This is a genomic window from Kosakonia sp., from assembly GCF_032104925.1.
Taxonomy (GTDB): Bacteria; Pseudomonadota; Gammaproteobacteria; order Enterobacterales; family Enterobacteriaceae; genus Kosakonia.
Genome location: NZ_DAMCGF010000010.1, coordinates 151,815 through 164,601 on the forward strand (window position 1 = coordinate 151,815; position 12,787 = coordinate 164,601).

The window sequence follows — 12,787 nt, forward strand, 5'->3', positions numbered from 1 at the left end:
GTTGCCCGTTGCCCGTTGCCCGTTGCCCGTTGCCCGTTGCCCGTTGCCCGTTGCCTGGCAGGGTACGTTACCGCACGTTCCGACACGCGATCTTCCTCACAAAATTCAATCTATTGGCTATGATGAGTGTCTGGAAAAAACATACCTGACTGACAACGCCAATGAACACACCGAACCAGGGCCTCAGCCCGGCGCTGATTGCGCTGATGTCCGTTGCCACCGGCCTCGCCGTCGCCAGCAACTACTATGCACAACCGCTCCTCGATACCATCGCCCACGCCTTTTCGCTCACGCCCAACCAAGCCGGATTTATTGTTACCGCCGCCCAGCTTGGCTACGCCGCCGGGCTGTTATTTCTCGTGCCGCTTGGCGATATGTTCGAACGACGTTCGCTGATCGTACTGATGACACTGCTGTCGGCAGGCGGCATGCTGATCACCGCCAGTAGTTCGTCGCTCGGTCTGATGATCCTCGGCACGGCGCTGACCGGGCTGTTTTCCGTGGTGGCGCAAATTCTCGTACCGCTGGCCGCCACGCTGGCAACCCCGGACAAACGCGGCAAAGTGGTGGGCACGATCATGAGCGGTCTGCTGCTCGGCATTTTGCTGGCGCGCACCGTTGCCGGATTACTGGCAAGCCTCGGCGGCTGGCGCACGGTTTACTGGGTCGCCAGCATATTAATGGTGCTGATGGCGCTGGCGCTGTGGCGCGGGCTGCCGAAAATCAAGCAAGATAATCACCTTAATTATCTGCAACTGCTTGGCTCGATATTTGGCCTGTTTGCCGGTGACAAACTGTTACGTACCCGGGCAATGCTTGGCTGCCTGAGCTTTGCGAACTTCAGCATTTTGTGGACGTCAATGGCGTTCCTGCTGGCCTCACCGCCGTTTCAGTTCTCCGAGGCGACGATCGGCCTGTTTGGCCTGGTGGGCGCCGCAGGCGCACTTGGCGCACGGCAGGCCGGTGGGCTGGCGGATCGGGGTCACGCCCATCTCACCACCACCGGCGGCCTGATCCTGTTGCTGCTCTCGTGGGTGGCTATCTGGCTTGGACACAGTTCGGTTATCGCCTTGATTATTGGCATTATCGTGCTGGATCTCACCGTGCAGGGGGTGCATATCACCAACCAGACGGTTATCTATCGCGTAAAACCGGACGCACGAAACCGCCTGACCGCCGGGTATATGACCAGCTATTTTATTGGCGGCGCGGCGGGCTCGCTGATCTCCGCTTCCGCATGGCAACACGCCGGCTGGACAGGGGTTTGCCTGGCGGGTAGCGTTCTGGCACTGCTGAATCTGCTGGTTTGGTGGCGAGGATTTCACCGCCAGGAGGCGGCAATCTAAGCACTCCCCCACGTTTGCGCGTTTCGGAGGAACACCGGGGTGTTAACGAGTCCCTCAGTCTGTTAAGGTTATGGGACTTGTTTATCCCGGTTATATTAACGTGGGTGATATATAACAAACATTATGGATATGGATAGTTCAGTAACCGCAACAAAGAGCACGTCTGACCAGAGCGCGACATTTCTGGAGGGTATCAAAGACAGCCTTCCCATCGTTTTGAGTTACGTCCCCGTCGCGTTTGCCTTTGGCATGAATGCCACCAAACTCGGTTTTACCCCACTCGAAAGCGTTTTCTTCTCCTGCATTATTTATGCGGGTGCCAGCCAGTTCGTCATCACCACCATGCTTGCCGCGGGTAGCGCATTATGGGTTGCCGCGCTGACTGTGATGGCCATGGATGTTCGCCACGTGCTTTATGGCCCGTCGCTGCGCAGCCGTATTCTGCAACCACTCAAAAACCGCAAAACGGCCGTCTGGGCTTTTGGCCTGACGGATGAGGTATTTGCCGCCGCCACCGCGAAGCTGGTGCGAGATAACCGTCGCTGGAGCGAAAACTGGATGGTCGGCATCGCCTTATTTTCCTGGCTTTCATGGGTGGCGGGCACGGTGCTGGGTGCGTTTTCCGGCGACGGACTGCTCGATGGTTACCCGGCGGTGGAATCGGCGTTAGGGTTTATGTTGCCCGCGCTGTTTATGAGTTTCCTGCTGGCCTCGTTCCAGCGTCGCCAGATAAGTGCCGTGACGGCGGCGCTGCTCGGCGCACTGGCGGGCGTCACGCTGTTTTCCATTCCTGCCGCGATTCTGGCGGGGATTTTCGCCGGTTGCCTGGCCGCGCTGGTACAGGCGTTTTATCAAGGAGCATCGGATGCGCAATGAGGTGCTGCTGCTCGGCCTGCTGGTGGGCTGCGTCAATTTTTTATTCCGTTATCTGCCGTTGCGTATCCGCGCCGGACAGTCGCGCCCGGCGAAACGCGGTGTGAGCGGTGTGTTTTTGGACACCATTGGCATTGCGTCCATCTGCGCGCTGCTGGTGGTTTCCTGCGTGCCGGAAATCGCCGCCGACAGCCGCCGTTTGCTGCCGACACTTGCCGGTTTCGCGGTGCTCGGCGTGAGTTTCTGGAAAACACGCAGCATTATTCTCCCCACGCTACTGAGCGCTTTCGCGTACGGAATCGTCTGGAAACTCCTGGCAGATGCATAGATAAGGCAAATTTATTACTACAAATAATACATTTACTTTATTTGTCACTGTCGTTACTATATCGACTGCAATTAATGAGGTTATACCCAAATGGATAGTTCGTTTACGCCCATTGAACAAATGCTTAAGTTTCGCGCCAGCCGCTATGAAGATTTCCCGTTTCAGGAAATTCTGTTAACCCGCCTGTGTATGCATATGCAGGGCAAGTTGCTGGAAAACCGCAATAAGATGCTGAAAGCGCAGGGCATTAACGAGACATTGTTTATGGCGCTGATTACCCTGGAATCCCAGGAAAATCACAGTATTCAGCCTTCTGAGCTGAGTAGCGCGCTGGGATCATCCCGTACCAATGCGACACGCATCGCTGATGAGCTGGAAAAGCGCGGCTGGATTGAGCGTCGCGAAAGCGATAACGATCGTCGCTGTCTGCACCTGCAACTGACCGAGAAAGGTCACGAGTTCCTGCGCCAGGTTCTGCCCCCGCAGCATAACTGCCTGCATCAACTCTGGTCTTCGCTGAGCGTTGGCGAGAAAGATCAGCTTGAGCATATCACCCGAAAACTCCTGACGCGTCTCGACCAGATGGAAGAGGACGACGTCATTCTCGAGGCGTTACGCTAACGCGATAAGACGCTCGAATATCCAGGATATAAGAATACTGAAAAGCCAGTATCTACTGGCTTTTTTGGCAAAAACAGGCCGGCGTTTGCCGGGATGAAAATAAGAAGATCGTGGAGAAAAGCATGAGCGCAAATGCGGAGAGTCAAACCCCGCAGCAACCGGTCAAAAAGAAAGGCAAACGTAAAAACGCCCTTCTTCTGCTGACCTTGCTCTTTATTGTTATTGCCGTGGCATACGGGATTTATTGGTTTTTGGTACTGCGTCACTTCGAGGAAACCGATGACGCGTACGTGGCAGGGAACCAGGTACAAATCATGGCGCAGGTGTCCGGCAGCGTGACGAAAGTCTGGGCCGATAACACTGATTTCGTCAAACAGGGCGATGTGCTGGTAACGCTGGACGCAACTGACGCGCAGCAGGCGTTTGAAAAAGCGCAAACCGCGCTGGCAAGCAGCGTTCGCCAGACCCGCCAGTCAATCATCAACAGCAAGCAGTTGCAGGCGAGCATTGAGCTGAAAAAAACCGCCCTCGCCCAGGCGCAGAGCGATTTTAACCGCCGCGTGCCGCTTGGCAGTGCCAACCTGATTGGCCGTGAAGAGCTGCAACACGCCCGTGATGCCGTGGCCAGCGCGCAAGCAGAGCTGGATGTCGCCATTCAGCAGTACAACGCTAACCAGGCCATCGTGCTTGATACCCGTCTGGAAGATCAACCGGCGGTAAAACAAGCTGCGACCGAAGTTCGCAATAGCTGGCTGGCGCTGCAACGAACTAAAATCGTCAGCCCAATCACCGGCTACGTTTCCCGCCGCGCCGTGCAGCCTGGCGCACAGATCACAACGTCCACCGCGCTGATGGCTGTCGTTCCGGCCAGTAACCTGTGGGTGGATGCGAACTTTAAAGAGACGCAGCTTGCACATATGCGTATTGGTCAGAGCGCGACTATCGTCAGTGACATTTACGGCGATGAAGTGAAGTACACCGGCAAAGTGGTTGGCCTGGATATGGGCACCGGCAGTGCGTTCTCGCTGCTGCCTGCGCAAAACGCCACCGGTAACTGGATCAAAGTGGTACAGCGTCTGCCGGTACGTATTGAGCTGGATGCAAAACAACTCGCCGACCATCCGCTGCGTATTGGTCTGTCCACGCTGGTGAAAGTGGATACCGCCGATCGTGAAGGTCAGGTGCTGGCAAGCCAGGTGCGCACCAGCCCGGCCTATGAAAGCAACGCCCGGGAAATCAGCCTTGAGCCGGTCAACACCTTGATCGAAAACATCGTGAAAGCCAACGCCGGTTAATCTGAGGTGAGTGCAATGCAACAGAAACCGCTGGAAGGCGCGCAGCTGGTCATTATGACCATTGCGTTGTCGCTTGCGACCTTCATGCAGGTGCTGGACTCGACCATCGCTAACGTTGCTATTCCGACTATTGCCGGTAACCTTGGCTCCTCGCTGAGCCAGGGTACCTGGGTGATCACCTCATTCGGGGTGGCAAACGCCATCTCGATTCCGATCACCGGCTGGCTGGCGAAACGCGTTGGGGAAGTGAAGCTGTTTCTCTGGTCTACCGTCGCCTTCGCAATTGCCTCCTGGGCGTGCGGCGTCTCCAGCAGTCTGGGGATGCTTATCTTCTTTCGTGTGATCCAGGGGATTGTCGCCGGGCCGCTGATCCCACTGTCACAGAGTTTGTTGCTCAGCAACTATCCGCCTGCCAAGCGCTCTATCGCGCTGGCGCTATGGTCAATGACGGTGATCGTCGCGCCGATTTGCGGGCCGATCCTCGGCGGCTATATCAGCGATAACTACCACTGGGGCTGGATCTTCTTTATCAACGTACCGATCGGTGCGCTGGTGGTGTTGCTGACGCTGCAAAGCCTGCGTGGGCGCGAAACACGTACCGAGCAGCGGCGCATTGATGGCGTAGGGCTGGCGTTGCTGATCGTCGGTATCGGTAGCCTGCAGGTGATGCTCGACCAGGGTAAAGAGCTCGACTGGTTTAACTCGACGGAGATCATCGTTCTGACGATTGTCGCCGTAGTGTCGATAAGTTTCCTGGTGGTATGGGAGTTAACCGACGATAACCCGATAGTCGATCTGTCGCTGTTTAAGTCACGCAACTTTACCATCGGCTGCTTGTGTATCAGCCTTGCCTATATGCTCTATTTCGGCGCGATTGTGTTGTTACCACAGTTGTTGCAGGAAGTGTATGGCTACACCGCGACCTGGGCGGGGCTGGCTTCTGCGCCGGTTGGCGTGATCCCGGTGCTGTTGTCGCCGATTATTGGCCGCTTCGCGCATAAGCTGGATATGCGCCGTCTGGTGACGTTCAGCTTTATTATGTATGCGGTGTGCTTCTACTGGCGTGCTTATACCTTCGAGCCGGGCATGGATTTCGGCGCTTCGGCGTGGCCTCAGTTCATTCAGGGTTTCGCGGTAGCGTGCTTCTTTATGCCGCTGACGACCATCACCCTTTCCGGTTTGCCACCAGAGCGACTGGCGGCGGCGTCGAGCCTGTCGAACTTCGCGCGTACGCTGGCGGGCTCGATCGGAACCTCGATCACCACGACGCTGTGGACGAACCGGGAATCAATGCACCATGCGCAGCTTACAGAGTCGGTCAATCCGTACAATCCGAACTCGCAGGAAATCTATAACCAGCTGCAGGGAATGGGCATGTCGCAGCAACAGGCTTCCGGCTGGATAGCGCAGCAGATAACCAACCAGGGGCTGATTATCTCCGCCAATGAGATTTTCTGGTTCTCTGCGGGGGTGTTCCTGATCTTGCTGGGGCTGGTGTGGTTTGCCAAACCGCCATTTGGTGCGGGCGGCGGCGGCGGTGGCGCGCATTAACCTGAAAAGCAAATCGCCTCCTGATGGAGGCGATTTTTTTTAATGGCTTGTTTTACTTCTCAATGCCGAGAACTTCCAGCGTCATCACGGAAGTCACGCCGGGCGGTACAGCGCCAGGTATACCTTCCTCGCCGTAAGCCAGCTCGGTGGGAACATAAATCTTCACTCTGCCACCCACGACCAGTTTTTTTACACCAGCACGCATCACCATCGGCAGCTCGCTCACACGCGCGGTGTTGATTTCATTCTGGGCGAGAACCTGCCCGGAGCTGACCTTTTCATCCACTTTGAAACGAATGACATCGGTATCGCCAATAGCGGCACCCGGCCCACGTTTTTCAACCAAATAGACCACGCCGTTATCCGCCTGCACCGCGCCCTTTAGCTTCGCCGCATCGGCCAGCAACTGCTGTCCTTGCTTCTTGTTACGGGTTATTTCGCGTTGCCGCGCATCGTCTACCTGCTTGTTGAGCGTACTGAGGATCTTTTCCAGCTCTGCATTCTGCATTTGCAGAGTGTTAGCGAATTTATCCTGCAAGCCCTGCAAAAAAGCCGTCGGCATAAATTTCTGCCCGATATCTTTGAGCACCTCGCTCTCAAGCTGGACTTTTGCCGCAAACCAGACACCCCAGGCATAGTTAACGCGGGCGTGTTCTGATTTGTTCGCCGCCAGTGAGAAGGCTGGCGAAGCCGCTTTCGTTGCTGCAGTTTTTGCTACGGCTGGCGTAGCCTGTGCCGCTGCGAGCTGCTGCTCCACTTGCGCTTTCTGCTCGCTACTCTGCTTCAGCTTCGCTTCCAGCTCGGCGAGTTGCGCACTCTGCCCGGTAGTTTGCTTTGTCACGTCAGCCAGCTGCGCATCTGCCGTTTCGCGCGTTTTATTCGCCTCAGCGAGCTGTTTTTCCAGCTCTGCCGTTTTCGCCATCGCCAGCTGGCGTTTCTCCTCAGACGCAGCGGCCTGCTTTTTCGCTTCCGCCAGCTGCTGCTGCGCCAGCGCATTCTCTTCACTGCGCTGCTTCAGCTTCGCTTCCAGCTCGGCGAGCTGTGCACTCTGCCCGGTAGTTTGCTTTGTCGCCTCAGCCAGTTGCGCATCTGCTGCTTCGCGCGTTTTATTCGCCTCAGCGAGCTGTTTTTCCAGCTCCGCCGTTTTCGCCGTTGCCAGCTGGCGTTTCTCCTCAGATTCAGCGGCCTGCTTTTTCGCCTCCGCCAGCTGCTGCTGCGCCAGCGTATTCTCTTCACTGCTCTGCTTCAGCTTCGCTTCCAGCTCGGCAAGTTGCGCGCTCTGCCCGCGAGTTTGCTTTGTCACGTCAGCCAGCTGCGCATCTGCCGTTTCGCGCGTTTTATTCGCCTCAGCGAGCTGTTTTTCCAGCTCTGCCGTTTTCGCCATCGCCAGCTGGCGTTTCTCCTCAGACGCAGCGGCCTGCTTTTTCGCTTCCGCCAGCTGCTGCTGCGCCAGCGCATTCTCTTCACTGCGCTGCTTCAGCTTCGCTTCCAGCTCGGCGAGCTGTGCACTCTGCCCGGTAGTTTGCTTTGTCGCCTCAGCCAGTTGCGCATCTGCTGCTTCGCGCGTTTTATTCGCCTCAGCGAGCTGTTTTTCCAGCTCCGCCGTTTTCGCCGTCGCCAGCTGGCGTTTCTCCTCAGATGCCGCGCTCTGCTCTTTCGCCTCCGCCAGCTGCTGCTGTAGCACTTTGTTATCGTTGCTCATCGACTGGAGTTGTTCGGCGTCCTGGGGACGCGGCGTTGCCTGAACCGTATTTAACTGCTGTTTCGCTTGCGCTTTCTCTTCACTACTTTGCTTTAGCGCCTCCTCCAGCGTCTCGATACGGGATGCCTGCATACTCATCTTTTTCATGGCGGCATCAAGCTGGCTGTTTAATGCGTCACCGGATTTATTTGCCTGCGCCAGTTGTTGGCTGAGTGCCTGTAGCGGCTGGCGCTGATTATCATCTTCACCAGACGCCTCCCCGGGTTTTACGATCACGGCGGCCTGTTTTTTCCGTAGCGTTTTGATTTCATGCTGTAGCGCGGCAAGCTGGTCCTTAAGCTGCTTGATGTGTTGTTCACTCGAATCGGGTTTTGGCGCTGGCAGTTTCACTGGGGCCAGAGGTGGCGGGACAACAACCTCCCCTGCGGCGCCCCGATCCACCGTAAACGGTGAGTTCGGTTCGGCCGATATGATATGTTCTTTGTTGAGGCGTTCGAGTAATAAATCGGGCTCAGCATAGACGGAAAGAGAGAAAACCGATAACAGTACAGCAGAGGAGTGGCGTAGTTTTATCATAACTGTTTCAGCGTATTTGCTCGGCTGGACATATTCGCGAATACCGCGCTGCGCACGCGAGAACAAACAACTTCCACCTTGTTATCAATTTCCGTTTTCATTATTTCAGCGGCGTTCTTATCAATTATTGGCTGATTTTTCTTATAGACTTCGTAGCTATTATTAATCGTCTTAAATTGCTGGGTGTAGATTTGAAATGCCGATTTATCCAAACCTTTTAATGCGGTAAGCCATTCGTAGCACTGCTGCGCCTGCTGCTTCTGCGGGGAGTCTTTCACCACCGAAGGCACTGTTGATTTAACACATCCCGTTAATGCAAAAGGTAACAAAAGGGAGACACATAAAAGGTAAAGTTGTGAGCGTCGCATAATATCCTCATCACTCAGACATATTCTTTCACTGAAATTCATTCAGTTAATAGATAAATTAAACATGGAATATCGGTCAAATAACAACGAGGATGAAAACTATCACGGCAGCATTTAAATAACAATAAGAAGTCCCATACCCACAAAGGATATTGTTCAGGCATCATTTATCTTTATATATATAGATAAATAATATTTTTAATGAATAAATAATATTGAAAGGCGTTTGAGTAAAAATAATAATGCCGCCTTCCGGGCAGAAAGGCGGCATGGGAAACTAGATATGCAGTTCCTGCAATTTTTCTTTCGGCAGGGCGAGTTCTTCGTTGCTGTTAACGCGAACATCGCGATCGAGAATGTGACGCGCGATTTCTTGCGCTTCTTCCAGAGAGTGCATCTGGTATGTCCCGCACTGATAGATATTCAATTCCGGGATCTGACTTTGATCTTTTACTTTCAGGACATCTGCCATCGCCGCTTTCCAGGCATCGGCGACGCGCTGCTCGTCCGGCGTACCGATCAGGCTCATGTAAAAACCGGTGCGGCAACCCATCGGAGAGATGTCGATGATCTCAACGCCGTTGCCGTTGAGGTGGTTACGCATAAAACCGGCGAACAGATGCTCCAGCGTATGGATACCTTTTTCCGGCATTACTTCTTTGTTCGGTACGCAGAAACGCAGGTCGAATACGGTAATGGTGTCGCCGTGCGGCGTGTCCATAGTCTTGGCAACACGGACTGCTGGCGCTTCCATACGGGTATGATCGACAGTGAAGCTATCCAATAATGGCATTTAGTCACCTCCGACAGTGATTTTTTAAAAATAAAATGAACTCTTTTTTCCCGTGCGAGTCTGAGTATATGAAAGACGCGCATTTGTTATCATCATCCCTGATCTTCAGAGATGAAATTTTGGCCACAGAGATGTGGCCTTTTTCTTTTGTATCAAGCGTGGCGCGCGAGTAACGCCTCGAATGACTCCGAATCTCCGGCTTCAACCTCTGCCTGGCGCACCAGCGACGCTTTGCACTCGGCGATAAAATCTTCCTCAAGCAAAATTTCCAGTGGCTCTTCACGCAGCTGCGAACGGTACTGATCGCCCAGGGCTTTCCCCGTACCGCCAATACCATTATCAATCATCGAGCGCAGAATGCGCGCAGAGAATGTCAATTCTGGATCGTCGAAGCTGGTAACCAACTGCTCGCACACTTTTTCGTACTCTTCGCCACCGTACACGCCATCCAGCGTCTGCGCTACTCGTTTCAGATCGCTAAACAGATCCTTACCGACCTGAGCGAGCGGGAACTGTGCGGTTTCGCAGCCCATTCCGAGCGTCAAACCGGGTTTACGCCCCTCAAGAATCACGCGATTCCAGTTAGTACGGGTGCACAGTAATTCATCGCTGCTCATTTCCGGCGCATCAGCCAGCGCGCACCAGACCATAAACAGATCGAGGAAGCGCACCTGCTGCTCATCAACGCCAATGGCGGTGAACGGATTGATATCCAGAGAACGAACTTCGATGTACTCAATGCCGCCGCGCAGCAACGCATCCGATGGTGTTTCGCCACTACGGGTCACACGTTTCGGGCGAATGGGCGCATACAGCTCGTTTTCAATCTGCAGAATATTGGTGTTGATCTGTAAGTATTTGCCATCTTTTTTCAGACCAATTTTGGCGTATTCCTCAGAAGGCGTTTTGATTGCGCGCTTCAACGCCACCACATAGTCGTGCAGGTTATTGAAGGTAATACCAAGATTACTTTGCGATTTATTGGTGTACCCGAGGTCGCTCAGGCGTAATGAGGTCGCATATGGCAAGTAGTACATACCGTTAGACGTTTTCTCAAACGGCAGCGTTGTCGGTTTCCCTTGCAGGAACGACGAGCAAATTGCTGGCGAAGCGCCAAACAGATACGGGATCACCCAGCCGAACCGATAGTAATTGCGGATGAGGCGGAAATACCCTTCCGATACCGATTCTTTATCCGTACTGCCACTTTTCGCTTCCCAGAAAGCCATTGGCAGCGAGAAATTGTAATGTACGCCGGAAATGGTTTGCATCAGCGCGCCATAGCGATTTTTCAGCCCTTCGCGGTAGAGCGTTTTCAGGCGACCAATATTGGACGTGCCGTACTGCGCCAGCTCAATATCCTGACCATCTTTGATATAACACGGCATGCTCAACGGCCACATGCGTTCATCGCCAATCTGGCGCGCAGTGTAGCGATGAATGTCGCGCATGATAGTCAGCATATGATCGATATCGCCATCTACCGGAGTGATAAATTCCAGCAGTGCTTCAGCAAAATCGGTGGTGATCCATTTATGGGTCAGTGCTGAGCCAAGCGCAGCCGCATGACCCGTAGTTGCCAGAGAGCCATCCGCATTTACGCGCAGCGTTTCACGCTCAAGACCGCGTTGTATCCCCTTCAGAGCTTGAGGATGTTTTTCCAGCCAGGACAGCGCCTGTGATACGTCCGGGATCAAATTGACCTCCCGCCTGTCATAATCATTTTATTAAGCATAATTGTAATGGTTGACGATTAAAGGTCACTCACTCAGTCCAATTAGTGCCACCACGTCATACCCTGCAGCGTTACAAAGGCAATCGCCAGATAGCGCAACGCTTTGCCAAGGCATAAAAAAATTACTACTGGCCCCCACGACAAGCGCATCCATCCTGCCAGCAGGCACAGCAAGTCGCCTATAACAGGCACCCAGCTTAACAACAGCGCTGCCGCGCCGTATCGTTTAAGCCAGTCAGTCGCTTTTTCCTGCCAGCGCGATGTTTTACGCTGCGGGAAGAAACGCCCAAGAATAACGTTAGTCAGCCCTCCAAGGCTATTACCCATTGTTGCTATTACAACAAGAAGCCAGGGCTGGCTAACGTGAGAAATGAGCATGGCAACCAGCACAACCTCAGAATTGCCAGGCAACAGCGTGGCGCTGAGAAAACTGCTGGAAAACAGTGACAACAGCGACAGTGTGTCACTCACAATAAGCGAACGTCCACGACGTCCATACCGGCTGCACGCGCCGCCTGAAGCCCGAAATCCGCATCTTCGAAAACGATGCATTGCGTCGGTTCCACCCCCATGCTTTGTGCACAAAGCAGAAAAGTATCGGGCGCGGGTTTGTGATGTTTAACATGATCGGCTGCGATAACGGCGTCAAAGTAACCCCGCAGTCCAAGATGTGCCAGCAGCGCCTCCGCAATCGCGCTTTCGCTGCCCGTTCCTACAGACATCGGACGGCGACCATGCCACGCTTTCACGACCTCGATAAGCGGTAATGGGCGAACAGAGTCCAGCAACATCGCTTTTACCATCGCCGTTTTTTCCTGAGCCAACAGATGCGGATCGAGATCGCCCTGGTTGGCTTCAATAATGGATTGCGCGATACGCCAGGTTGGAGCGCCGTTAAGCCCAATCATTGCCTGTTCGTCAAAACGCATCCCATAACGCCCGAGCACTTCATGCCAGGCGTTACGGTGAGTTGGCTCTGTATCAAGAATAGTGCCATCCATATCGAAAATCAGACCAGCGTAACGTTCGTACATCATGTTCTCACAAAGCGGATAACAAACAGTTACTTTAACGTAAACAGTGATTTTTGTCGCTGCCAGCGAGTGAGAAGCATAGTGTTACGCATGATTTTGGCGGGATAACCGGTAAGACAAAGTTTTGTATTTTACTGAAGTGATGCGGTCTGGAGAATGGCGTTGCTTAGCTTGCAGGGTATTGCCAGAACAGCGTTATTCTTGCTGGTATCAGCAAAAGATGCTCTAAACCTGAGAGAATAAATCGACGGGGTATTACAGAAGATGGTGCATCCGGGAGGATTCGAACCTCCGACCGCTCGGTTCGTAGCCGAGTACTCTATCCAGCTGAGCTACGGATGCATCGGGAAATGTTTTTACGCTACAGATTCAGACCTTCATGACCAAACAAATCCGGAAAAATGACCCGGCGTTGCCTCGACTTCAGACCGTTTCTGAAACAGCGCAATTCTTTCTGATTCCGGCAGTAATTTCGCCAGACTGAAAGAATAAACAGGTTTGTGTATCAATAAGATGGTGCATCCGGGAGGATTCGAACCTCCGACCGCTCGGTTCGTAGCCGAGT

At 53.8% G+C, this 12,787-nt stretch carries 13 protein-coding genes and 1 tRNA gene; 6 read left to right on the top strand and 8 right to left on the bottom strand.

Going from position 1 to position 12,787, the window contains the following annotated elements; genetic code table 11:
• Positions 1-161: 161 nt before the first annotated feature.
• The 6 genes from RT644_RS18690 (at position 162) to emrB (ending at position 6,014) form a co-directional block, all read left to right on the top strand.
• Entirely contained in the window at positions 162-1,346 is a 1,185-nt protein-coding gene (locus RT644_RS18690) for an MFS transporter (RefSeq protein ID WP_313627548.1), read from the top strand.
• Positions 1,347-1,475: 129 nt separating this feature from the next.
• Positions 1,476-2,222 (top strand): AzlC family ABC transporter permease, encoded by a 747-nt coding sequence (locus tag RT644_RS18695; protein ID WP_313627550.1) that lies wholly within the window; start codon positions 1,476-1,478, stop codon positions 2,220-2,222.
• Positions 2,212-2,547, top strand: a complete 336-nt coding sequence (ygaH, locus tag RT644_RS18700) for an L-valine transporter subunit YgaH (protein ID WP_020454910.1) — start codon at positions 2,212-2,214, stop codon at positions 2,545-2,547. Before RT644_RS18695 ends, ygaH begins: the two co-directional genes overlap by 11 nt.
• Positions 2,548-2,637: 90 nt before the next feature.
• The gene (gene mprA / locus RT644_RS18705; RefSeq protein ID WP_020454911.1) at positions 2,638-3,168 is read left to right on the top strand and encodes a transcriptional repressor MprA; all 531 of its coding nucleotides are present in this window, start codon (positions 2,638-2,640) and stop codon (positions 3,166-3,168) included.
• Positions 3,169-3,218: 50 nt separating this feature from the next.
• Complete coding sequence (gene emrA / locus RT644_RS18710; protein ID WP_304465993.1) at positions 3,219-4,463, top strand: multidrug efflux MFS transporter periplasmic adaptor subunit EmrA; 1,245 nt, start codon at positions 3,219-3,221, stop codon at positions 4,461-4,463.
• 15 nt (positions 4,464-4,478) lie between these two features.
• Complete coding sequence (gene emrB, locus RT644_RS18715) at positions 4,479-6,014, top strand: multidrug efflux MFS transporter permease subunit EmrB (RefSeq protein WP_020454913.1); 1,536 nt, start codon at positions 4,479-4,481, stop codon at positions 6,012-6,014.
• 52 nt (positions 6,015-6,066) lie between these two features.
• Here the strand turns inward: emrB and RT644_RS18720 are convergent, their stop codons facing one another.
• From RT644_RS18720 to RT644_RS18755, 8 genes are all read right to left on the bottom strand, one after another.
• Complete coding sequence (locus RT644_RS18720) at positions 6,067-7,992, bottom strand: FKBP-type peptidyl-prolyl cis-trans isomerase N-terminal domain-containing protein (RefSeq protein WP_313627554.1); 1,926 nt, start codon at positions 7,990-7,992, stop codon at positions 6,067-6,069.
• A 296-nt stretch (positions 7,993-8,288) separates the two neighbouring features.
• Complete coding sequence (locus RT644_RS18725) at positions 8,289-8,660, bottom strand: hypothetical protein (protein ID WP_233500419.1); 372 nt, start codon at positions 8,658-8,660, stop codon at positions 8,289-8,291.
• Positions 8,661-8,937: 277 nt separating this feature from the next.
• Positions 8,938-9,453 (bottom strand): S-ribosylhomocysteine lyase, encoded by a 516-nt coding sequence (gene luxS / locus RT644_RS18730; protein ID WP_071925219.1) that lies wholly within the window; start codon positions 9,451-9,453, stop codon positions 8,938-8,940.
• A 152-nt stretch (positions 9,454-9,605) separates the two neighbouring features.
• Entirely contained in the window at positions 9,606-11,150 is a 1,545-nt protein-coding gene (gene gshA, locus RT644_RS18735; RefSeq protein ID WP_313627556.1) for a glutamate--cysteine ligase, read from the bottom strand.
• Positions 11,151-11,230: 80 nt separating this feature from the next.
• Positions 11,231-11,659 carry a YqaA family protein gene (locus tag RT644_RS18740; protein WP_017459318.1) on the bottom strand — a complete coding sequence of 143 codons (429 nt, stop codon included), beginning with the start codon at positions 11,657-11,659 and terminating at the stop codon, positions 11,231-11,233.
• The gene (gene yqaB / locus RT644_RS18745; protein ID WP_313627570.1) at positions 11,656-12,222 is read right to left on the bottom strand and encodes a fructose-1-phosphate/6-phosphogluconate phosphatase; all 567 of its coding nucleotides are present in this window, start codon (positions 12,220-12,222) and stop codon (positions 11,656-11,658) included. Before yqaB ends, RT644_RS18740 begins: the two co-directional genes overlap by 4 nt.
• A gap of 265 nt (positions 12,223-12,487) precedes the next feature.
• Positions 12,488-12,564: transfer RNA gene (locus RT644_RS18750), tRNA-Arg, on the bottom strand.
• A gap of 35 nt (positions 12,565-12,599) precedes the next feature.
• Positions 12,600-12,787, bottom strand: a 188-nt coding sequence (locus RT644_RS18755; RefSeq protein WP_313627558.1) for a hypothetical protein, incomplete at its 5' end; no start/stop codon positions are given.